Source organism: Mesorhizobium sp. ISC25 (assembly GCF_042295465.1).
In the GTDB taxonomy this organism is placed as follows: domain Bacteria; phylum Pseudomonadota; class Alphaproteobacteria; order Rhizobiales; family Rhizobiaceae; genus Mesorhizobium.
Map to the genome: position 1 here is coordinate 1,709,763 of NZ_CP135441.1, position 21,988 is coordinate 1,731,750.

Sequence of the window (21,988 nt, forward strand, 5' to 3'; positions counted from 1 at the left end):
CGCTCTGCCGCCCGGCCCGGCGGCCGGAAATCGAAGCGCTGGACCGATGTTAGTATAGGCCGGCAATGACGGTTTTATTGCAGCCACTACTGCGCTGGCTGTGCGTTCAATCCGGAAGATGTGATCGATGTTGCCCCTGTAACACGGGGCGACAAGCGGAACGAATTATCCTACAAATGCCCGGTTCATTCAGGGCTGTCGTTTGCAACGCCCTTTCCCGATAAATCGTGAGGATACGACATGGAATACCGCACTCTCGGCCGTTCCGGGCTGAAGGTTTCGACGCTGACAATGGGCACCATGACGTTCGGCGGCGGCGGCGCGTTTTCGGCGGTCGGCAAGACCGATCTCGACGAGGCGCGCCGGATGATCGACCTTTGCATCGATGCCGGCGTCAATGTCATCGACACCGCCAACGTCTATTCGAACGGGGTGTCGGAAGAGATCATCGGCGAGGCGCTCGGCGGCAAGCGCAAGGGCGACGTGTTGATCGCCTCCAAGGCGCGCATGCGGATCGGCAAAGGCCCCAATGATGAAGGCCTGTCGCGCTACCATTTGGTCCGCGAATGCGAAAGGAGCCTTAAGCGGCTCAGGACGGATGTCATCGACATCTATTTCCTCCACGAGTGGGATGGCCTGACACCGCTTGAGGAAACCATCGCCGCGCTCGACACGCTGGTCGCGCAGGGCAAGGTCCGTTATGTCGGCTGCTCCAATTATTCCGGCTGGCAAGTTATGAAGGGGCTGGGGATCAGCGACCGTCATCACCAGCCGCGCTTCGTCACACAGCAGATCCATTACACGCTGGAAGCGCGCGAGGCCGAATATGAATTGTTGCCGATCTCGGTCGACCAGGGGCTCGGCGTGCTGGTCTGGAGCCCGCTTGCCGGCGGGTTGCTGTCCGGCAAATACCACCGTGACCAGCCGACTGCCCGCCAGCTCAGCGGCTGGTCGGAACCGCCGATCCGCGACGAGGACCGGCTGTGGCGGATCGTCGACGTGCTGATCGATATCGGCAAGAACCACGGCGTGTCGGCGGCGCAGGTGGCGCTTGCCTGGCTGCTTGGCCGGCCCGCCGTCAGTTCGCTGGTGATCGGCGGACGAACCGAAGCGCATTTCAAGGACAATATCGCCGCTGCAAGCCTGGTGCTCGGCGACGAGGAGCGCACACGCCTCGACGTGGTCAGCAGGCCGCCCGTGCTCTATCCCTACTGGCACCAGCAATTCACGGCAAAGGACCGGTTCGGGCCCGCCGATCTCGTCCTCGACCGGGACGGCGCCTGAAAAAACGCCCTGAAGCGGGGCTCGCCGGACTGCGCCGAGATATGGAGCCTATCGTGCCTTGCGGTGTTGTGTTTGCGGCCCAATGCTCCTAGGCAAAGGCCAAGCACAATGAAAGGAAACGATATGGCACGAGCACCGAACTACGGTCAGGAACGCAAGGAACGCGACCGGCAGAAGGCTGCCAAGAAGGCGGAAAAGCAGGCTGCCAAGGTCGCGGCCAAGGAGCGCTCGAAGCCCGAGGGCGAAAGCGAGCCCCAGACCAACACCGAAACGGCCGAGTGATGATATCAGGCCTGTCAGGCGGTCCGGGCCTCGGTCAAATCCCGCTATGCCTCAGGCGGGCGCCTTGTCGCTGACGAAGACGTTCACTTCACGAGCGGCGGCAATGAAGGCCCGTCTTGCGTTCATGGCCGGCTTGTCGCCGGCCAGCGCATCATGACAGGCTTGCAACGCTTCGCGGTGCTTGGGGCTGCGCTTGCCGGGCCAATTGTTGAGGAGGTAGTCGGAAGCCTCGCGGGCCGTACGCAAGAGCTGATTGCTTCCCGCCGCGCCCTTGACGGTCACGGGTGTGTCAAATCGGTTGTTTTCCATCGCCGCTCTTACGCCATCGGCATTTGCGAAGCGAGGCCGAAAGTAGCTTTCTTCGCTCATCTGCCCTTTTTCGTCATCAATGGCCGTGGATCCGAACTCAAGCGACGACGGCAAATCCCCTGGCGCGGAGGCCGCGCCGGTCGTTGCGCAGCGAGGTCACCAGCCGGTCGCGGCTGCCGATGATATGGCCTGAAAGCAGGCGGGCGGCGCTATCGGCATCGCCGGCCCGCACCGCCGACAGAATGGCATGGTGTTCGGCCCAGGCACGGCCGAGCGCTGCCTCGTCGCGAACCTCGAGCCAGCGGGCGCGCGACAGGCGGGTCATCGCGTCGCGAACCGCTCTGAACAGGAACTCGTTGCCGGATAGACGCGCCAACTCGATATGAAAATCCATGCCGACGCGATGCCATTCCTCGCGCGGCGTCTTGTCGTCGCAAGAATCGAGCATCGCCTCGATGATTTCGACGGCACTTCTGTCCTGCAAGGTGCAAGTTAGTCTGAGTGCCGCGACCTCGACCGCCTCGCGATAGACGGCGATCTGCTCGAGTTCAGCAAGATTGATGGGCGAGACCGTCCAGCCGCGGCCGTCGCGGCAGATCAGGCCTTCGGTCTCGAGCCGCAGCAATGCCGCCCTGACCGGCGTGCGCGAGGCGCCGAAGCGGCTTTCGACCCAGCGCTCCGTCAGCCGCTCGCCGGGACCGATCTCGAGCCCGAGGATCATCTCGCGAAGCTGCTTTTCGACGTTCTGCATCTGCGACATTGGCGTTCCGTTCAGGTCATTTGTTCCGGCAATCGGGTCACTGGCCAGCGTCGGCCGATTACGCCCTTTGTCGATCATGTTTGAGAGGCCCGCATTGACAGCGACCCGCCTTGCGTGCATGACGGATACCAGTTTGGTATCCCAAAATGGTATCCGCAGCAAGTTTTCATACGAGCTGGCTGGACAGGACAGGACATGCCGCAAGACGCCACCGTGGCCGTGCAAGGCACGCACAACGTCCACTGGCGTCGCAATCTCGCCGTGTGTTTTGCCGGCTCGTTCAGCACGCTTGTAGCGATGACGCTGCTGTTGCCCTTCCTGCCGCTTTACATCGAGCAGTTGGGCGCAGAGGGCCACGCGGCGATCGTCCAGTGGTCGGGCATTGCCTACGGCGCCACCTTCCTTGCTGCCGCGCTGGTCGCACCCCTGTGGGGGCGGTTAGGCGACCGCTACGGCCGCAAACTGATGCTGGTGCGCGCCAGTTTCGGCATGGCGCTGTGCATGTCGCTGACCGGCATGGTGCAGACCGTCTGGCAATTGGTGCTCTTGCGCCTGCTGATCGGCTTTGCCGGCGGCTATTCTTCGGGCTCGACCATCCTGGTTGCCATGCAGACGCCGAAGGATCGCTCCGGCTGGGCATTGGGCGTGCTGTCGGCCGGTATCACCGCCGGCGCCCTGGTCGGTCCGCTGCTCGGCGGCGCACTGCCGCCGCTGATTGGCATCCGCGCCACATTCCTGCTCGCCGGCGGCGTCATTTTCCTGGCGTTTCTGGCAACCACCTTGCTGATCAAGGAGGCCCCTCGCCCGGTTACCGCCAAGGCCTCGTCACAAGGAAAAGTGAAAGACGGGTGGTCGCAGATTCCCGACAAGCGCCCCGTCGTCGCCATGCTGGCGACCGGCATGCTGTTGAGTTTCGCCACCATGTCGATCGAGCCGATCATCACCGTCTATGTCCAGCAGCTCATCGAAGATCAGAGCCAGGTCACGCTGGTCTCCGGCATCGTCATGTCCGCGGCAGCGCTCGGCGCCATCCTGTCGGCGTCGCGGCTCGGCAGGCTCGCCGACCGTATCGGCCACTGGAACGTCATCGTTGCCGCACTGGCCGTCTCGGCGCTGCTGCTGATCCCGCAGGCCTTCGTAACGCAGGGCTGGCAGCTCGTCGGCCTGCGTTTCCTGATGGGCCTGGCGCTTGGCGGTCTTTTGCCCTGCATCACCAGCGTCATCCGCCACAATGTGCCCGACGGCGTCGGCGGCAATGTGCTGGGCTTGTCGATCTCGGCGCAATATGTCGGGCAGGTCGCCGGACCGTTGCTCGGCGGCTTTGTCGGCGGCCATTTCGGTATGCGCTCGGTGTTTCTCGGCACATCCGTTCTGATGGCGGGCGGAGCGGCTTATAACTGGCTGGTCCAGTCGCGCCGCGAACGCGACATGCTGGCGGAAGCCGGCAAATCCTGACACGGTTCGCGGCACTATCTCAGGCGGTCGCCAGGAATCACGGAGGCTTGTAAATGAGCATGGCTGAACAGACGGCGGGCAGTCGCATTCTGATTTTTGCCGGCGGCCTGTGCGGCGCAACCGGCGTGGCGCTTTCGGCGGCGGCGGCGCATCTCGGCGGCGCTTTCGTCGGTACGGCCGCATCCTTCCTGCTCATGCATGCGCCGGTCTTCCTTACCGTCGGGCTGCTCGGTGGCAATAGCATCCTGCGAACCGGAAGCCTCATCCTTCTCGTCGGGCTTCTGCTGTTCTCGGGAGATCTTTTGGCCCGCGACTTCCTTGGCTCGCGGCTGTTCCCGATGTCGGCGCCGATCGGCGGCAGCCTGCTCATCGGCGGCTGGCTGGTGATGGCCGCTTCGGCGCTGGTGCGCCCGCGCCCTTGACGCGGCAGTCAGGTTCGCCGGTTCTGTCAGTCTCGCGGGCGCTCGGGCCGGACTTGGCCATCGCGGTTGGTCGTCTTGACTACACGCCGTCGCTCCGGCCGTTCCATGGCCGGCGAGATGCCCCAATAATTGCGATAGATGTCTTCGAACAGATGCTTGATCGGGTGCATGGCTTAATCTCCTCTAGCTTTTTGAATCGATCCAATCAGCGGGCACAAAAAATAGGCCGCCGATCAGCTCCACTTGCGTTGTACGAGGAAACGCAGGTCGCGAATCCACGGGCCGATCCTGTCGCGCCCCTTACGGGCCTCCGCACTGGAGCGGATGCTCCAATCGTTCCGGTAAATGTCCTCGAACAGATAATTGACGGGGTGCATGGCACTCTCCTCTTGTATCGATCCAATCTGCGGATAAAAACGCTCTTGGATCGATTCAAAGAATACGCATCGCACCATAAATGTCAAGCAAAAATTTGAATCGATCCAAGGAAGGTGTTAGTTAATTGGCGATACTGTTGGACCGGAGTCCTGGAGACAAACAAATGGCATCACTCACCGAAGGCGGCAGGAGGCCCATCCGGCTTGCGGACATCGCCAAAGCCGCGGGCGTATCGCACGGCACTGCCTCCAATGTCTTCAGCCGTCCCGAAATCGTGCGCGAGGAAGTCCGCGAGCGGGTCAAGGCGGCGGCCGATGCGCTCGGCTACGCCGGTCCGGATCCCAAGGGCCGCCTGCTGCGCGCCGGCAAGGTCAATGCAATCGGCGTCGCCACAACCGAGCCGCTGTCCTATTTCTTCGACGACCCGTTTGCCCGCGTGATGATGGCCGGCATCTCGGAAGCCTGCGACGCCACCGGCGCGGGAATAGCCCTCGTGTCGGCTGGCAACGAGGAAAAACTTGCCTGGAATATCCAGAGCGCCCTCGTGGACGGCTTCATCCTTTTCTGCATCGAGGGCGGTCCGCGCCTCGTCGAGCTGACGCGCGAACGAAAGCTCCCCTTCGTCGCGCTTGAGCTCGGCGCGCAGGACGACACGGTCTCCGCGATCAGTATCGACAATGTTGCCGGCGGCCGGCTCGCGGCGCGCCATCTGGCGGAACTTGGACATCGCCGCTTCGCCGTGCTGTCGCTGGCCTTCGCTGACGACAGCACCGGTCTTGTCTCGCCCGAGCAGGTCCGGACGGCGTCCTATACCGGAACCCGTGACCGCCTCCTCGGCTATTTCGAAGAGCTTTCCCGGTTTGGTGTCGACACCGCCAAGGTACCGGTCTACGAGACCGAAAACGACAAGGCGAGCACAAGGGTTGGTCTCGAAACCATCTTCGCCTCGGCGGAGCCGCCGACCGCCATCCTGGCGATGTCGGACCGGATCGCGATGGTGGCATTGGAATGGCTGAACGCACGGGGCATCGCGGTTCCCCGCGATGTTTCCGTCGTCGGCTTCGACGGCGTGCCTGAAGCCGCAATTTGCGAGCCTCCGCTCACCACCGTCGCCCAGCCGATCGCCGAGATCGGCCGCCGGGCAGCGCGAAGAATCCTCGACTTCGACGGCACGGTGCGGCGAGAAACGCTCGATGTCGAACTTGTCGTCAGGGCATCGTCCGGACCCTCGCCGAGCATAGCTTGAGGCCGGCAGATCGACCGTCCAGGTCTATCGGTTCGCTTGTGCGGCCATCGGCCCGATTTCAAAAGACGAGCGGGCCGCCTCGTTGCGGACCGGCTTGCCCTTGCCGGACCAGCCGATGGCGGACAGCCACTCCAGATAGAAGGCGAGCGCGAACTGCATGGCGATGCCGGCAGCGAGCAGCAGACTGTCATAGGCAATGCCGCCCGGGTTGATCAGCTTCATCACCTGCGCCGCCATGGCAATCACCGTGCCGGCGATGAAAACCGGCAGCGAGCGTTTGCCCAATATGGCGAGCGGATTGTCGCGGCCGGTGCGGAACAGGTTCGAGACGAAAGGCAAGGCGACGACCAGATAGCTCATCGCCAGGATGTGCAGCAGCCGCGGCAACGACAGGAACGTCTTGTCGAAACCGGTCAGCACCACCGGCAGGTCGAGCCACGACACATGCCCCCACAGCGGGCTGTGCACCCAGACGAGCGCCGTCAGCACATAGGCGGCCGCCGCGCCGACCAGCCAGCGATTGACCGGGATGGTGCCGCCGCGCCGCACATGCAACACGCTGGCCATGCCGATATTGAACAGCAATTGCCATGACAGCGGATTGAGGAACCAGAACCCGGGTTCCGGGTAGTTCGGCGGCGCGATCTGGTAGATTCCGGCGATCAGCCAAAGGGCTGCGGATACGGCAAGCGCCGCCAGTGGCCGATAGCTGATGAACAGCAGGAAGGCCGGCGCCATCAACAGCAGCGCCGCATAGACCGGCAGTATGTTGTTGTAACCGAGCTGATGGCCGAGCGTGACGATACCGACCAGGACTTGTGGTGGGTTCCTGACGAGCGGCTCGATGTTGATCAGGGTCAGAAGGTCCGGCCGTCTCGCAAACACCGCCGCTGCGCAGAAGATAGCCATGACCACCATCGTCGTGACGATGTGGGTGACATAAAGCACGCCGGCGCGGCGCCACATCTTCAGCGTTGCAACCAGCCGGTTTCCCGGTTGGAATTTGGCGCCGTAGGCGAGAGCGACGGACATGCCGGAGATCAGCACGAAGGCCTCGGCCGCATCCGAAAACCCGAAATTCTTGTAGGTCAGGGTTTCGAAAACAGTGCCCGGCACGTGGTCGACGAATATAGTCAGGAGAGCGAGTGCCCGGAACACATCAATACGCGTATCGCGTTCCGGCGAAACTGGCATGGTCATCGATAAAAGGCCTTAAAGCTGGTTGTTCATGCGCGGCAATGCGACCACCCGGCGCACACTGCTTCGATCCCTCCCGCGGGGATTATATCGGCGAAGAAACGGACTGAAATGCGCCCGGTTCAATCAACTTTCGCGGAGCTTGAAAATATTTCGTTTTGAAGCCGGCAAATCAACGAAAGTAACGCGAAATCAAAAGGATGCGACTATGGCCGAGGAGAGCCTCGAAGACGGTATTTTGCAGGAAAATTCAGGCTTTTTCTACCGGCTCCTTCGACCCGCCATTTCACCCGGTGACTGGCTGTTCCTGTTGCATGGATCGGGTGTAGACGAGACGACCTTGCTGCCGCTTGGTCGGCAAATCGCGCCGCACGCGGCGCTGGTTGCGGTCCGTGGCCGCATTCCTCAGGAGCACGGGTTCCGTTGGTTCACGCGAATCACCCCGACGCGTTTCGAACAGGCCAGCATCCGTGCAGAGGCGGACGCATTCGCGGGCTTCGTCGACGGCATCGCGAAGCGCCGCCGCTTCGATCTCAGCCGGGCGACCTTTGTGGGTTATTCGAACGGCGCCAACGTGATCTCAAGCGTCATGCTGCTGCATCCGGGCCTAATCGAGCGCGCCGCATTGCTGCGTCCGATGCCGGTGCTCGACGAGGTGCCGCCGGCAGACCTGTCGAAGGCGCGAGTGTTGATCATCGCCGGCGCCGCCGACCTGACCTACGCGCCTTTTGCGCCGGTGTTGGCTGATCTACTGAGCTCGCATGGCGCCGAGGTCGAGCCCCACACCATTGCCTCTGGCCATGAAATCGGCGATCCGGACGCCGAGATCGTCAGGCAATGGCTGGCGGATCCTGCAGTCGCCGTTGCAGCGTCAGATCGATGAGCCTCGAGGCTACCCTCGCCCCATGCGGTTCCAGGCGTCCAGCCCGGCGATCTTGTAGGCTTCGGCCAGCGTCGGATAGTTGAAGGTGTTGTTGACGAAGAAGTCGACAGTGCCGCCGAGATTGATCACCGCCTGGCCGATGTGGATGAGCTCGGTCGCGCCCTCGCCGACAATATGGGCGCCGAGCAGACGGCGTGTTTCGATCGAGAACAGAAGCTTCAAGAAGCCGGTGTTGACGCCCATTATGTGGCCGCGCGATGTCTCGCGAAACCGCGCCACGCCGACTTCGTAGGCAGCACCACTCTCGCGCACCTGCTCCTCCGATTGTCCGACGGTGGAGATTTCCGGCACGGCGTAGATGCCGTAGGGAAAGGTTTCGGGCGGCGGCGGCAACGGCACGCCGAACGCATGGCAGGCGGCCACCCTGCCCTGCTCCATCGAGGTCGAGGCCAGGCTCGGAAAGCCGATGACGTCGCCGGCGGCATAGATGTTGGGCGCGCTGGTCTGGAAGGTGTTCGGATCGACCTTGATACGGCCCCTGGGATCGGCCTCGATGCCGACCGCTTCCAACCCAAGGCTACCGACATTGCCGGTACGCCCTGCCGCGTAAAGCACGATCTCGGACCGTATGGTGCGGCCGTCGGCCAGCGTCACCTCGGCGTAATCCGGTTTCGAGGCGATCTCCTTGACGGCGCTGCCCAATCTGATCGTCATGCCGCGGTCGCGCATCTGATGGATGAAGTCGTCGACGATCTCGCGGTCGACGAAATCCAAGATGGTATTGCGCGGCTCGACCAGCGTCACGGGCACGTCGAGTGCCGAAAAGATCGTCGCATATTCGACGCCGATGACGCCGGCGCCGATCACCGTCAGCGTGCGCGGCAGGCGGTCGAGTTCCAGCATCTCGTCGCTGTCGAAGATCCGTGTCTTGTCGAACGGCACGTCGCGCGGCCGGTGCGGCCGGGTGCCGACCGCGATCAGCGCATGGGCGAAGCCAACCTCGCTGTAGTCGCCGGTGTCGGTGGTCAGGCTGACCTTGTTGGGACCGAGGAATTTTACCGCGGCGCGCGCGCTCTTGACCGTGTTGCGCATGAACTGGTGCTGCAGCACCTCGACCTCATGGTCGAGCGTCTTGTGCAGGCGCTCGACCAGATCGCCGACCGAAATGTCCTGCTTGACCCGGTAGCCGCGTCCATAAAAGCCGCGCTCACGCCAGCCTGAGAGGTTGAGCACCGTCTCGCGCAACGTCTTCGACGGTATGGTGCCAGTGTGCACCGACACGCCGCCGAGACGCCGGCCTCTGTCGACCACCAGCACCGACTTGCCGAGCTTGGCCGACTGCACCGCGGCGCGGCGCCCGGATGGGCCGCTGCCGATGACCAGCATGTCGTAGTCCATGTCGCCCCGTCCCCTCGGCTCGGCGCCTTTTGTTGCGCCGCAGCAAGCTAACGCTATCCGCGCCATGAATTCAACAAGTCAGACGGCACCAAACACTCCGTCGCCGTCTACACGGCGGCGAAAGGCTCGATCTTGATTCCGCCGCTAACCTTCACCATTTCACCAAGAAGCGGCCCCGTGCATTAACCCGGGTTCGATTACGAGGAAATGACATGAACGCTCGCGTTCTCGACGGCGAAATCATCACCAGCAGGCTCGAAGATGTCCGCGCCTATGAGGGCGTGCGCACGCGGCGCATTCTCGCCTTCGTCATCGACTATTTCATCGTCGCGCTGCTCACCATTCCATTCGCGATCCTGGTGTTCTTGTTCGGGCTGTTGACGCTCGGCCTCGGCTGGATGCTGTTTTCCATTCTCGTGCCGGCCGTCGCCATCCTCTACATCTGGAACACGCTCGGTAGTAAAGACCAGGCCACCACCGGCATGAAGCTGATGGGCATCCGGCTCGACCGGCTCGACGGCAGCCCCATCGACGGGCTGACCGCCGTCGTGCATTCGGTGCTGTTTTGGGCCGGCAATGTCATCCTCTCGCCGCTGGTCCTGCTGGTGAGCCTGTTTTCCGACCGCAAGCGCACGCTGCACGACCTGCTGCTCGGCACCGTCGTCAGCCGCAGCGGCCGCTGAGCAGACTTTTGAAGCGCGGCCGCAGCCTTTGCGCACAAATGTGAAGACATCCTATTACCCAGGCTTTCACAATCCTGTTGAATTTTTCGGCGTCCGCGCCAAAGGTAGAACGATTCGCAGGAGTGTTTCCAAGGCTCGATGACGCAGCACCCGACCCAGTCGCCGCAGTTCTTTCTGACCGCGCCCTCGCCGTGTCCCTATCTCGAGGGCCAGTTCGAGCGAAAGGTGTTCACACACTTGGTCGGCGACAAGGCCCCGGAGATGAACGATCTGTTGACGCAGGGCGGGTTCAGGCGGTCGCAGAACATCGCCTACAGGCCGGCTTGCGAGACCTGCCGCGCCTGTGTGTCGGTGCGTATCCTGGCGCAGGAGTTCACCGCCAGCCGCAACATGAAACGGGTCATACAGCATAATTCGGATCTGGTCGGCGCCATGCACGACGCCGAACCCTCCACCGAACAGTATTCGCTGTTCCGCAGCTATCTCGACGCCCGCCATCGCCGTGGCGGCATGTCCGATATGACCGTGCTCGACTACGCCATGATGATCGAGGATACCCATGTCGACACCAAGGTCATCGAATACCGTCGCCGCGGACCCGACAGCTTCATCACCGGCAAGGGCCAGGGCGAACTGATCGCCGTGGCCCTCACCGACAAGATGGCCGATGGCCTGTCGATGGTCTATTCCTACTTCAACCCGGATTTCGAGGACCGCTCGCTCGGCACCTTCATGATCCTCGACCACATCGCCCGCGCCAGGGCGATGGGCCTGCCCCATGTCTACCTGGGTTACTGGGTCAACGGCTCGCGCAAGATGAATTATAAGATGCGCTTCCAGCCGCAGGAGCATCTCGGCCCGAAAGGCTGGGAACGCTACAATCACGAAGCGGTTTCGCGCTGATCTCCGCTTTCGGTATTCACTCTTAAATCGTTTGGAGGAGGATGCCGCTGGGCTTCCGGCCGATCGGCTGGAAGACCGGGCGAGTCAATTTTGCGCCTCCAGGCTTATCGCGAGAATTGCCGCATGCCTTCCCACAACGACCACCAGAGAGGCCTTCTGATCACCGCCATCGGTGGGCTGACGCTGACCGTCGACATTCCGCTGATCCGGCTCGCCGACGGCGAGGCATGGACGATCCTGCTGTTGCGCACCGGCACGACCTTCGTCGCCACGCTGATCATCTGGGCCGTCTGGCGTTCGCTGAGCGCAAAGGCACCGCAGCTTGTGCCGGGCTGGTCAGGGCTCATCGTTGCCGGCCTCTACGGGCTCGGCTCGATCGCCTTCATCACCGGCGTCTACAACACCTCGACCGCCAACCTCGTTTTCATCCTGGCCTTCACAACCATGTTCGCGGCCCTTTTGTCATGGCTGTTCCTGAAGGAGAGGCCACGGCCGCTGACGCTTGCCGCGCTGGCATTGATGATCGTCGGCGTCACGATCATTGTCGGCGATTCCGTTGGAACCGGACATCTCTTCGGCGACTTGATGGCGCTATGCTCGGCTTTCATGATCGCCGCGGCCATCACCATCTCGCGCGCCAGCGGCAAGGATATGGGTTTCACGGCGCTGATCGGAGTGGTCCTGCCGCTGGCCGTCGCCGCCCTGATGGTTTCCAAGGTGGGTTTTCACGTCAACGCACCCTGGTGGATCATCTTCAACGGTGCCGTCATCATGCCGATCTCGTTCTTTTGCCTCGCCAACGGCCCGAAATACATCTCCGGGCCGGAAGTGGCGATGTTCTACCTGCTCGAAACCGTGCTGGCGCCGGTCTGGGTGTGGATGATCTTCGCCGAAACACCGTCGCGCAATAGCCTGATCGGGGGCGCGATCCTCATCGTCACCTTGATCGGCCATTCGCTCTGGCAGTTGCACGAGGGGCGCAAGCGCCGCGCCATGTTCGCCGTCAGTCACCCGGCCTGATTCTTTTTCGCGGCGGCGCGTTCGGCGACAATTTCGATCTGCGGCGGTGCGTCATCCTGCTCCGCCGGTTCGGCGGCAGCGAGTTCATCGGTCAGTTCCACCTCGCGCAGCCACTCGCGCCAGATTGCGACCAGCAGCGCCATCAGCACCGGGCCGATGAACAGGCCGAGAAAGCCCATCGTCTTGACTCCGCCGATCAGGCCGAAAAAGGTTGGCAGGAAGGGCAGCTTTATCGGCCCGCCGACCAGCTTCGGGCGCAATGTCTTGTCGACGATGAAGAGTTCGACCGCGCCCCAGATGAACAGTGCCAGCCCGGCCATCGGCGAGCCGCTGGCCGCGAGATAGATCGAGACAAGCGTGAAGGACAGCGGCGCGCCGCCGGGGATCAGCGCCATGATGCCGGTCAGCGCGCCGAGCGTCACCGGCGACGGCACCCCGGCCAACCAGTAAGCGATGCCCAGCACCAGCCCTTCGCCGATGGCGATAACGGTCATGCCGGTCACCGTCGAGGAAATAGTCGCCGGCACCACGCGTGAGATCCGTTCCCATCTGGCCGGCAGGATGCGTTCGCCGAGGCGATCGATCTGTCCGGCGAAATGCTCGCCGTCGCGATAGGCGAAGAACAGCGCGATCATCATGAACAGCAGCGTCAGCAAAAGGCCGAAGGCGCTGCCGCCGGCGGCAAGCACGCCGCGATAGATGCTGCCGATATTAGCGCCGCTGATCAGCTGGATCAGTTCGCCGATGCCGCCAGGGTGGCCAACGTTGACCGTCCATTGTTCATTGAGCCATTCGCCCACCACGGGCATGGTGGCGAGCCAGTGCGGCGTCGGCGCACCGTAGCGGTTGGTCTCGATGGCCCAGTTGACCCATTCGCGCACTTCATTGATGGCGTAGGTGCCGGCAAGCGCGATCGGCACCACCAGGAAGGTCAGGATGAACAGAATCGCAAGCGTCGCGGCAATCGTGCGGTTGCCGCCGACGCCAGCGAGCAACCGCCAATAGAGCGGCCAACTGGCGAAAGCGATCACCAGGGCGGCAAGGACCGGGAACAGGAAGCCGTGGAAGAAATAAACGCCAGCGGCGACGATCAGCACCAGGAGCCAGCGCGCCGCCGACAGCGGCGGAATGACAGCGGCCCTGAGCGGCGTCGACAGGCCAAACAGGCGCTGCTGCCGCTCCGGCTTCTGTATCCCGACTTCCTTCAAGCGCCCAACTCTCCCTGGCCCATCGCATCGCTTATGCACTGATATAGTGCAGCAATCGTGACGACATTCCAAATGTTTGGGTGGAGCTGCTAATCTCCCCCCTTGAGGAGAGATGTCGCCGAAGGCGACAGAGGCGGTCGGGTCGTCCTGACGCGACCCTTACCACGAACAAAGGAGGCTGGCGCTTCATGCGCGGGGACCCCCTCTGGCCTGCCGGCCATCTCCCCCTCAAGGGGGGAGATTACCGCTTCACCCGAACTTGCCAGTTCTCGGGAAACCCTTCGGCACCATGCGACCGGCCGAGGCGCGGGCACCGATCCATTCGGCAAGCTCGTCACGCGATTTGGTGAAGGTGCGGTCTGCCGAATCCTGCCAGGACAGGCCACTTGCGAGCGTGAAGGTCTTGAGGTCGAGGACACCGCCATCCTTGTACTTCTGCAGGCGCACGCCCTTGCCGCGCCCCATCTCCGGGATCTCGGCCAGCGGGAACACCAGCATCTTGCGGTTCTCGCCGACAATGGCGAGATGGTCGCCGGCGACGCTCACGCAGCGCTGGGCCTCGTCGGGCGCCTTGACGTTCATCACCTGCTTGCCCTTGCGGGTGTTGGCGACGACTTCTTCTTCCGGCACGATGAAACCGTTGCCGTCATGCGACACCAGCAGCAGCTTGCGCTTTGGATCATGGACGAAGGCGGTGACGATATCCTGGTCGTTGTCCATGTCGACGATGATGCGGATCGGCTCGCCATGGCCACGCCCACCCGGAAGCCGGTCGGCGCCGATCGTGTAGAACTTGCCGCCGGTGGTGAACACCAACACCTTGTCGGTCGTCTGGGCGTGGAAGGCGAGCTTGAGGCTGTCGCCTTCCTTGAAGGTCAGGGCCGAGTGGTCGGTCAGATGACCTTTCATGGCCCTCAGCCAGCCCTTTTCCGAAACGACCACGGTGACCGGCTCGCGCTCGATCATGGCGTGGGCGATATCGGTCAGGTCATGCTCGGGCGCGTCGGCGAACTCGGTGCGGCGCTTGCCGATCTCGGTGTCGGGCCCGTATTTCTGGCGAACATTGGCGACTTCCCACTTGATCGTCGCCCACTGCTTGGCGTCGGACGCAAGCAGTGCCTCGATCTGCTTCTTCTCGCCGGTCAGGCTGTTGAATTCCTCGCGGATTTCGAATTCCTCGAGCTTGCGCAGCGCCCTCAGCCGCATGTTGAGGATGGCTTCAGCCTGGGTGTCGGTGAGTGACCAGCGGGCCATCATCACCTGCTTGGGCTCGTCCTCCTCGCGGATGATCCTGATCAACTCGTCGATGTTGAGATAGGCGATCAGATAGCCGGCGAGGATCTCCAGCCGCCTCTCGATCTCGCCGAGGCGGTGCTTGGAGCGGCGGATCAAGACGTCGCGGCGGTGCTCCAGCCATTCCTTGAGCACACCTTTCAGCGACAGCACGTTCGGCACCTTGCCGCGCGACAACACGTTCATGTTGAGCGGAAAGCGGCTTTCGAGCTCGGTCAGCTTGAACAGCGATTCCATCATGATGCCGGGATCGACCGAGCGGCTCTTCGGCACCAGCACGACGCGGATGTCCTCGGCGCTCTCGTCGCGGATATCCTCGAGCAGCGGCAGCTTGCGCGCCATCAAAAGCTCGGCGATCTTTTCGATCAGCCTGGCCTTCTGGACGCCGTAGGGGATTTCGGTGACGACAATGTTCCAGGTGCCCCTGCCCTGGTCCTCCTGGTTCCATTTCGCCCTGACGCGAAAGCCGCCGCGACCCGTTTCATAGGCTTCGAGGATCGAGGCACGGCTGTCGACGATGATGCCGCCGGTCGGGAAATCCGGGCCTTGGACGAAATCCATCAGCTTGGTGACGGGCGCATCCGGGTGATCGATCAGGTGAAGCGCGGCGTCGCAGAGCTCGGCCGCATTGTGCGGCGGGATCGAGGTCGCCATGCCGACGGCGATGCCGGACGAGCCGTTGGCGAGCAGGTTCGGGAAGGCGCCGGGCAGTACCGCCGGCTCCTCGTCTTCCTCATTGTAGGTCGGGCGGAAATCGACCGCGTCCTCGGTGATGCCTTCCAAAAGCAGCGTCGACACTTCGGTCATGCGCGCTTCGGTGTAGCGCATGGCAGCGGCGTTATCGCCGTCGATATTGCCGAAATTGCCCTGCCCGTCGACCAGCGGGTAGCGCATCGAAAAATCCTGCGCCAACCGCACCAATGCGTCGTAGATCGACTGGTCGCCATGTGGATGGAACTTGCCCATCACCTCGCCGACGATGCGGGCGCATTTGGCAAAGCCCTGGTCGGGGTTAAGCCGCAGCAGGCGCATGGCATGCATGATGCGACGATGCACCGGCTTCAGCCCGTCGCGCACGTCCGGCAGTGCCCGGTGCATGATGGTCGACAGCGCGTAAGCGAGATAGCGCTCTTCCAGCGCCTTCTTCAGATCGACCGGCTCGATATTGTCGCCGCCGCCACTCTCGGGCGGCAAAAGCCTTTTTCCCATGGGCTGGCACTAGCCGAGCGGGTGATTCGCGGCAAGAGGCACACCGGTATGCGTCCTCCTGAAGCGCCTCGCGCTCGACCGGCCTCATGCGACGCTTTGGGTCCTTGTTTTGATGCATGTCGTTCTCGCAAAACCGCCGCACCCTTTTGCGCGACATCCATTATGCAACAGGAATTGGAAGCGTCACAGCGCCGGCCAACATCAATCCGTTACATCCGGCTTCTATCGCAAGCCTGATGGATCGGGTTTGCCTTTGGCCGCGATTTTCGACCATTGTGCCGAGGCCCGCCTTTTTCCGGTCCAGTTCGTCGCTGAATGGTGACGGCGCGACGATTTGAAAAGAATTTCAGGACACTCTCAGGGGAGCTCTCGATGACGATCCGACACTCGACACTTATCAAAAGACTGGCTTTTTCGACCTTTTTGCTGACGCTGCCGCTGAATGCGGCATTCGCGCAGGACACCGCGGTCGCCGACCGGCTGAAGGCTGCCCTCGCCGCCCAAGGCGTCGACCTCTCCTGGACCGGAGTAACCGGCGACACCTCCAGCATGGTTCTGCAAGGCGTAGCCGTCAAGCCGGCGGCCGAAAAGGAGGCGCTCAAGATCGGCGACGTCAAGCTCGAAGGCGTGACCGAAGCCAATGGCGGCTATCAAATCGCGACCGTATCGACGTCGCCGTTCGAACACAGCGAAGACGGCGTCACGCTCAATCTCAGCCCCTTCGTCATCCACGACATGACGGTTCCGGCCGAAGGCGCAACCGGTCCGCTGGGCTCGCTGATGATGTACAAATCGGCCGAGCTCGACAACATGACAGTCAAAGTGGCTGACAAGACCGCTTTCTCGATGGACGGGCTTGCCATCGCAATCACGCCGCCGGCCGACGGCAAGGCCTTGGCGTTTTCCGGCACCACGGAAAAATTCACTGCCGACCTGACGCTGGTCGAAGATCCGAAGTCCAAGGAAGTCATCAACGCGCTCGGCTACCAGAACATATCGGGCAATCTTGAGATGGAAGGCACCTGGCAACCTACCGACGGCAGGATGGACTTGTCGAAATACGAAATATCGGTCGACAATGCCGGCACGCTCGGCATGACCTTCGATCTCGGCGGCTACACGCTCGACGTCATCAAATCACTGCAGGAGATGCAGAAGAAGATGGCAGCGCAGCCCGAAGGCGCCGACAATTCCGCGCAAGGCATGGCCATGCTCGGGCTGCTGCAGCAGCTTTCGTTCAACAGCGCCTCGATCCGCTTCGACGACGATTCGCTGACCAAGAAGGTGCTCGATTATGCCGGCAAGCAGCAAGGCATGTCCGGCAAGGACATCGCCAACCAGGCCAAGGCGATCGTGCCCTTCGGCATGGCGCAGCTCAACAATCCGGAACTGACGGCGCAGGTTTCGGCCGCGGTCAACAAGTTCCTAGACGATCCGCAAAGCATCGAGGTCTCGGCCGAGCCGCCGGCAGCGGTGCCGTTCGCGCTGATCATGGCGGGCGCCATGTCCAACCCGCTCGACCTGCCGAAAACGCTTGGCGTGACGGTTACCGCGAACGAAGACTGATCGAGGTCCCAAAGCAAAAGCCCGGCAGCGATGCCGGGCCTTTTTATGAATCCACAGAACCGGTTCGGAGCGTTTCCTAAAGCTCTTTCTTCGTCGCCACCACGCGCAGCGACAATTCGCGAAGCTGCTGCGGGCTGGCTTCCGACGGCGCGTTCATCAACAGGTCGTAGGCCTGCTGGTTCATCGGGAACATAGTCACTTCGCGTAGGTTCCTGGCGCCGACCAGAAGCATGACGACGCGGTCGATACCGGCTGCCATGCCGCCATGCGGCGGCGCGCCATACTGGAACGCGCGGTAAAGGCCGCCGAAGCGTTCCTCGACCGTTGCGCGGTCCAGCCCGACCGTTTCGAACGCCTTGACCATGGTTTCCGGCAGATGGTTGCGGATGCCGCCTGAGGCGATCTCGAAACCATTGCAGACCATGTCGTACTGGAACGCCTTGATGCCGAGCAGATCCTCGCCGTTCAGCGCATCGATGCCGCCTTGCGGCATCGAGAACGGGTTGTGCGCGAAATCGATCTTCTTCTCCTCCTCGTTCCATTCGAAGAACGGGAAGTCGACGATCCAGCACAACTCGAAACGATCGCGGTCGATAAGGTTCAGTTCCTCGCCAGCGCGGGTGCGTGCCGCGCCCGCGAACGAGACGAACTTTTTCGGGTCGCCGGCGACGAAGAAAGCGGCATCGCCATCGGCAAGGCCGAGTTGTTGGCGGATCGCCTCGGTACGCTCCTCGCCGATGTTCTTGGCCAGCGGACCCGCGCCTTCGATACCTCCGGCATTTTCATATGCTACTGCTGAGATGATCTCGTCAATTTTGTCCGGATCTGAGTCAGGTAGATCCAAAGCAGCGGATGACGACATGGTCGGCTCAAGACCCCGCCAGAAGATGTAGCCCAGCCCCGGCTGGCCCTCGCCTTGCGCCCAGGAGTTCATGCGGTCGCAGAAAGCGCGGCTGCCGCCGGTCTTGGCGGGAATGGCCCAGACCTCGGCCTTGGGGTCGCTGGCGAGGATGTTGGCAAACACCTTGAAACCCGAATCGCGGAAGTGTTCCGAGACATTCTGCATTTCGATCGGGTTGCGCAGGTCCGGCTTGTCGGTGCCGTATTTGCGCATGGCAACGTCGTAGGCGATGCGCGGAAACTTCTGCGTCACGGGCTTGCCGGCGGCAAAGGTCTCGAAAACGCCGCGCATCACCGGCTCCATGGTGCTAAACACGTCCTCCTGCTCGACGAAGCTCATCTCAACGTCGAGCTGGTAGAATTCGCCCGGCAGACGGTCGGCGCGCGGGTCCTCGTCGCGGAAGCACGGCGCGATCTGGAAGTAGCGGTCGAAGCCGGACACCATGATCAGCTGCTTGTATTGCTGCGGGGCCTGCGGCAGCGCGTAGAACGTGCCGGGGTGGATGCGCGACGGCACCAGGAAGTCGCGCGCCCCTTCCGGCGACGAGGCGGTGAGGATCGGCGTCGAGAATTCGGTGAAGCCCACCTCGCCCATCAGCTTGCGCATCTCGGCGATGATTTTCGTGCGCGCGACGATATTCTTGTGCAGCGTGTCGCGGCGCAGGTCGAGGAAGCGGTATTTGAGGCGGATGTCCTCCGGATAGTCCGGCTCGCCGAAGACCGGCAACGGCAATTCCCTGGCCGCCGACAACACCTCGATCTCGCGCGCGAAAATCTCGATCTCGCCGGTCGGCAAATTGGGGTTCACGGTCTCGGCGAGGCGCGCCTTGACCTCGCCGTCGACGCGGACGACCCATTCGCCGCGCAAGGTCTCGGCAATCCTGAAGGCCGGCGAATCCGGATCGGCGACGATTTGCGTCAGGCCGTAATGGTCGCGCAAATCGATGAACAGCAAGCCGCCATGGTCGCGCACGCGATGCACCCAGCCCGACAGGCGAACCGAGGAACCGACGTCGCTCTTCCTCAATTGGGCACAGGTATGGCTGCGGTAACGATGCATTGTCATTGCTAGGTCCGGATGTTGGTTGCGGCCAAGGCATGATGGCCCAGCCTGAAAATTTGCGCGAAAAGCACATGAGAGGGTGCATTTGTCAAGGCAGGCATCGCTTGGGTAACATCTCCGCTCTGACTTCGCCTTGCGATCCTACCCGGATGTCGCCATTAAGCTGACCGGCGCAACGCGCGGCAGTGGTAATGTCTTGAGGAATGGATAGGGGGAGATTGGATGAGCTTCGAACTGGCGATGCTTGTTGCAAGCTGCGTGCTCTGTCTGATCCAGGTCATTATCGCCTCGCACGCAGCCAGCCTGCAGCGGGGTTATCGCTGGACGGCAAGTTCTCGCGACGCTGAAGTCTCCCCGCTTACAGGGATCGCCGGGCGTTTGGATAGGGCACTTCGAAACTTCCTCGAGACCTTTCCGGTGTTTGTAACCGCGGTCTTCCTTGTCCATGTGCTCGGGCGTGAGAGTGCCCTCAGCGAGTGGGGAGCCGGTCTCTATTTCTCCGCCAGGCTGGTTTACCTGCCACTCTACGCAACAGGCGTTTTCTTGCTCCGTTCGCTCATCTGGAACGTCGCATTCGCTGGTATTGCGCTTCTGTTACTTGCGTCTGTATGGCCCGAGCTATAACGCCCGACCGCCATCACGGCGACGTCGCGAGTTGCCTTTGAGGTCATGCCAGATTGCTCAAGCCAGTAGCCGTGCGCCGCCAGAAATTATCGCTGAAACGAAGTTTTCGGCGGATGCTCGTCACCACCTCATCCCTTGACCCCGCCGGCGGTGAGGCCGGTGATGATCTTGCGCTGGAAGATGAGGACGAGGATGACGAGCGGCACGGTGACGATCACCGATGCGGCCATGATGTTGCCCCACGGGATCTCGAACTGCGAGTTACCGGAGAGCAGCGCGATCGCCACCGGCACGGTTCGCTGCTCGTTGCTGGAGGTAAACGTCAGGGCGAACAGGAACTCGTTCCACGCACCGATGAAGGCGAGAAGCCCGGTGGTCGCCAGCGCCGGCCACATCAGCGGCAGGAAGACGCGGCTGATGATGATCCAGGGCGTGGCGCCATCAAGGATCGCCGCTTCCTCCAGCTCGATCGGCAGGTCGCGAACGAAGGCGGTGAGCACCCAGACGGTGAATGGCAAGGTGAAGATCATGTAGGACAAGATCAGCGCAAACGGCGAATTGTAGAGGCCGAAGGTGCGGATCAGCTCGAAAAGACCGGCAAGCACTGCCAATTGCGGGAACATCGATACGGACAGGATGATGAGGAGCAGAGCCGAACGGCCTCTGAAGCGGATGCGCGCCAGCGCATAGGCGGCGGTGACGCCCAGGAACAGCGAAATGACGACGACGGCGCTCGAGATGAACAGCGAGTTCACGAGGTTGCGCAGGAAGGTCCCCTCGGTGAACACCGTCCTGTAATTGCTGAAGGTAATCGTCTTCGGCCAATAGTCGATCTGGAAGAGCGCCGTCCCCGATTTCAGGCTGGTGATGATGGCGTAGTAAAACGGGAACACCGCGACGACGACGATGACGGCAACGAGGAGGTAGAAAGCCGTGCGCTTGACGATCCACATGGTCAGTAATCCCACATGATCAATAGTCCTTGTCCAGCCTTATCCGGCCGAGCCAAAGAACAAGCATGGTCAGCAGGGCGAGGATAAGGAAGAGCAGCGTCGAGGCGGCGGAACCGTAAGCGAACTTATCGAACTCAAACAGGCTCTCGCGGGCAAACACCGACATCGACTTGGTGTGTATGTTGTTTGGCGTGAGAACATAGATCAGATCGAAGATGCGCAAGGCATCGAGGCCGCGAAAGATGATGGCCACCATCAACGCCGGCCGGATGAGCGGCAAGGTGATCTTCCAGAAAACTCTCCACGCGCCGACGCCGTCGAGCTTGGCGACCTCGTAGATTTCTTGTGGAAGCATCTGGAGGCCGGCGAGAATGAGAAGCGCCATGAACGGGGTCGCTTTCCAGATGTCGACAACGAGGACGGCGACCATCGCCGTGTCGGCGCTGGCCGTCCAGGCGATTTTTGTGCTGACCAGGCCGAGCTTGAGCAGGACGTCGTTGATGATGCCGAACTGGTCGTTGAGCATCCACTGCCACATTTTCGCCGAGACGATCGTCGGGATCGCCCAAGGGATGAGGATGGCGGCGCGCACGATGCCGCGGCCGCGAAACTTGGTGTTGAGCACCAACGCGACGATCATGCCGAGCACCGTCTCACAGGTCACCGAAATCACTGCGAAGCGCACCGTGTTCCAGACAGCGCGCCACCAGACCGGGTCGGCGAGCAGCCCGTCATAGATGACGCGGCCGCTCGGCATTTGCAGGACGGAGAAATAGTTGGCGAAGCCAACCCAGCGGCGGGCCTCCAGATCGGCGAGCGAGGCATCGGTGAAGCCGAAATAGATCGTGCGCGTCAACGGCCAGCCGGCAACGCCGGCGAGTACGATGAGCATCGGGGCAAGCAGCAGCCATGCCGAGCGCGCACGCTGACGCGCCAGCAGCGAGCCTGAGCG

General features: G+C 62.3%; 22 protein-coding genes. 11 read left to right on the top strand and 11 right to left on the bottom strand.

Annotated features, from left to right (window positions below; all coding sequences use genetic code 11):
- Positions 1 to 240 precede the first annotated feature (240 nt).
- Positions 241 to 1,284: an aldo/keto reductase gene (locus RQ479_RS08750; protein ID WP_352465521.1), complete on the top strand. Its 1,044-nt coding sequence runs from the start codon at positions 241 to 243 to the stop codon at positions 1,282 to 1,284.
- 123 nt (positions 1,285 to 1,407) lie between these two features.
- Positions 1,408 to 1,566, top strand: coding sequence for a hypothetical protein (locus tag RQ479_RS08755; RefSeq protein WP_352714860.1), 159 nt, complete (start codon positions 1,408 to 1,410; stop codon positions 1,564 to 1,566).
- A 51-nt stretch (positions 1,567 to 1,617) separates the two neighbouring features.
- On the opposite strand, the gene RQ479_RS08760 is transcribed toward RQ479_RS08755, so the two are convergent.
- A complete protein-coding gene (locus RQ479_RS08760) occupies positions 1,618 to 1,875 on the bottom strand; it encodes a DUF982 domain-containing protein (protein ID WP_023674477.1) in 258 nt (85 codons plus the stop codon).
- A gap of 97 nt (positions 1,876 to 1,972) precedes the next feature.
- The gene (locus tag RQ479_RS08765; protein ID WP_376704779.1) at positions 1,973 to 2,635 is read right to left on the bottom strand and encodes a GntR family transcriptional regulator; all 663 of its coding nucleotides are present in this window, start codon (positions 2,633 to 2,635) and stop codon (positions 1,973 to 1,975) included.
- Between the two features lie 195 nt (positions 2,636 to 2,830).
- On the opposite strand from RQ479_RS08765, the gene RQ479_RS08770 reads away from it, so the two are divergent.
- Together RQ479_RS08770 and RQ479_RS08775 are read left to right on the top strand one after the other, a co-directional pair.
- On the top strand, positions 2,831 to 4,090 hold the full coding sequence (locus tag RQ479_RS08770) for a multidrug efflux MFS transporter (RefSeq protein WP_376704780.1): 1,260 nt from the start codon (positions 2,831 to 2,833) through the stop codon (positions 4,088 to 4,090).
- Positions 4,091 to 4,143: 53 nt separating this feature from the next.
- Entirely contained in the window at positions 4,144 to 4,512 is a 369-nt protein-coding gene (locus RQ479_RS08775) for a DUF423 domain-containing protein (protein WP_376704781.1), read from the top strand.
- A gap of 26 nt (positions 4,513 to 4,538) precedes the next feature.
- Here the strand turns inward: RQ479_RS08775 and RQ479_RS08780 are convergent, their stop codons facing one another.
- A complete protein-coding gene (locus tag RQ479_RS08780; protein WP_376704782.1) occupies positions 4,539 to 4,682 on the bottom strand; it encodes a hypothetical protein in 144 nt (47 codons plus the stop codon).
- A 63-nt stretch (positions 4,683 to 4,745) separates the two neighbouring features.
- On the bottom strand, positions 4,746 to 4,889 hold the full coding sequence (locus RQ479_RS08785; protein WP_376704783.1) for a hypothetical protein: 144 nt from the start codon (positions 4,887 to 4,889) through the stop codon (positions 4,746 to 4,748).
- A 164-nt stretch (positions 4,890 to 5,053) separates the two neighbouring features.
- Between RQ479_RS08785 and RQ479_RS08790 the strand changes: the two genes are divergently transcribed.
- Positions 5,054 to 6,136, top strand: a complete 1,083-nt coding sequence (locus tag RQ479_RS08790) for a LacI family DNA-binding transcriptional regulator (RefSeq protein WP_376704784.1) — start codon at positions 5,054 to 5,056, stop codon at positions 6,134 to 6,136.
- A gap of 24 nt (positions 6,137 to 6,160) precedes the next feature.
- Here RQ479_RS08790 and RQ479_RS08795 read toward each other — a convergent pair whose 3' ends face one another.
- Positions 6,161 to 7,336 (bottom strand): OpgC family protein, encoded by a 1,176-nt coding sequence (locus tag RQ479_RS08795; protein ID WP_376704785.1) that lies wholly within the window; start codon positions 7,334 to 7,336, stop codon positions 6,161 to 6,163.
- 205 nt (positions 7,337 to 7,541) lie between these two features.
- On the opposite strand from RQ479_RS08795, the gene RQ479_RS08800 reads away from it, so the two are divergent.
- Positions 7,542 to 8,216 carry an alpha/beta hydrolase gene (locus tag RQ479_RS08800; protein ID WP_376704786.1) on the top strand — a complete coding sequence of 225 codons (675 nt, stop codon included), beginning with the start codon at positions 7,542 to 7,544 and terminating at the stop codon, positions 8,214 to 8,216.
- Positions 8,217 to 8,225: 9 nt separating this feature from the next.
- On the opposite strand, the gene sthA is transcribed toward RQ479_RS08800, so the two are convergent.
- Positions 8,226 to 9,614, bottom strand: a complete 1,389-nt coding sequence (gene sthA, locus RQ479_RS08805) for a Si-specific NAD(P)(+) transhydrogenase (RefSeq protein WP_376704787.1) — start codon at positions 9,612 to 9,614, stop codon at positions 8,226 to 8,228.
- A 212-nt stretch (positions 9,615 to 9,826) separates the two neighbouring features.
- Here sthA and RQ479_RS08810 point away from each other — a divergent pair, with 212 nt between their 5' ends.
- The 3 genes from RQ479_RS08810 (at position 9,827) to RQ479_RS08820 (ending at position 12,220) form a co-directional block, all read left to right on the top strand.
- Positions 9,827 to 10,297, top strand: a complete 471-nt coding sequence (locus RQ479_RS08810; protein ID WP_376704788.1) for an RDD family protein — start codon at positions 9,827 to 9,829, stop codon at positions 10,295 to 10,297.
- A 138-nt stretch (positions 10,298 to 10,435) separates the two neighbouring features.
- The gene (locus tag RQ479_RS08815) at positions 10,436 to 11,200 is read left to right on the top strand and encodes an arginyltransferase (protein ID WP_376704789.1); all 765 of its coding nucleotides are present in this window, start codon (positions 10,436 to 10,438) and stop codon (positions 11,198 to 11,200) included.
- A 123-nt stretch (positions 11,201 to 11,323) separates the two neighbouring features.
- Entirely contained in the window at positions 11,324 to 12,220 is an 897-nt protein-coding gene (locus tag RQ479_RS08820; RefSeq protein WP_376704790.1) for a DMT family transporter, read from the top strand.
- On the opposite strand, the gene RQ479_RS08825 is transcribed toward RQ479_RS08820, so the two are convergent.
- Both RQ479_RS08825 and parC read right to left on the bottom strand, forming a co-directional pair.
- A complete protein-coding gene (locus tag RQ479_RS08825; protein WP_376704791.1) occupies positions 12,208 to 13,428 on the bottom strand; it encodes an AI-2E family transporter in 1,221 nt (406 codons plus the stop codon). The two genes, RQ479_RS08820 and RQ479_RS08825, sit on opposite strands and share 13 nt — an antisense overlap.
- A gap of 249 nt (positions 13,429 to 13,677) precedes the next feature.
- Positions 13,678 to 15,930 (bottom strand): DNA topoisomerase IV subunit A, encoded by a 2,253-nt coding sequence (gene parC, locus RQ479_RS08830; protein WP_376704792.1) that lies wholly within the window; start codon positions 15,928 to 15,930, stop codon positions 13,678 to 13,680.
- 372 nt (positions 15,931 to 16,302) lie between these two features.
- Here parC and RQ479_RS08835 point away from each other — a divergent pair, with 372 nt between their 5' ends.
- The gene (locus RQ479_RS08835; RefSeq protein ID WP_376704793.1) at positions 16,303 to 17,496 is read left to right on the top strand and encodes a hypothetical protein; all 1,194 of its coding nucleotides are present in this window, start codon (positions 16,303 to 16,305) and stop codon (positions 17,494 to 17,496) included.
- 76 nt (positions 17,497 to 17,572) lie between these two features.
- Here RQ479_RS08835 and aspS read toward each other — a convergent pair whose 3' ends face one another.
- Positions 17,573 to 19,456: an aspartate--tRNA ligase gene (aspS, locus tag RQ479_RS08840; RefSeq protein ID WP_376705893.1), complete on the bottom strand. Its 1,884-nt coding sequence runs from the start codon at positions 19,454 to 19,456 to the stop codon at positions 17,573 to 17,575.
- A 225-nt stretch (positions 19,457 to 19,681) separates the two neighbouring features.
- Here aspS and RQ479_RS08845 point away from each other — a divergent pair, with 225 nt between their 5' ends.
- Positions 19,682 to 20,083 carry an MAPEG family protein gene (locus RQ479_RS08845; protein WP_376704794.1) on the top strand — a complete coding sequence of 134 codons (402 nt, stop codon included), beginning with the start codon at positions 19,682 to 19,684 and terminating at the stop codon, positions 20,081 to 20,083.
- A 128-nt stretch (positions 20,084 to 20,211) separates the two neighbouring features.
- On the opposite strand, the gene RQ479_RS08850 is transcribed toward RQ479_RS08845, so the two are convergent.
- Positions 20,212 to 21,036 carry a carbohydrate ABC transporter permease gene (locus tag RQ479_RS08850; protein WP_376704795.1) on the bottom strand — a complete coding sequence of 275 codons (825 nt, stop codon included), beginning with the start codon at positions 21,034 to 21,036 and terminating at the stop codon, positions 20,212 to 20,214.
- A 19-nt stretch (positions 21,037 to 21,055) separates the two neighbouring features.
- Positions 21,056 to 21,928, bottom strand: a complete 873-nt coding sequence (locus RQ479_RS08855) for a carbohydrate ABC transporter permease (RefSeq protein ID WP_376705894.1) — start codon at positions 21,926 to 21,928, stop codon at positions 21,056 to 21,058.
- Between the last annotated feature and the right edge of the window lie 60 nt (positions 21,929 to 21,988).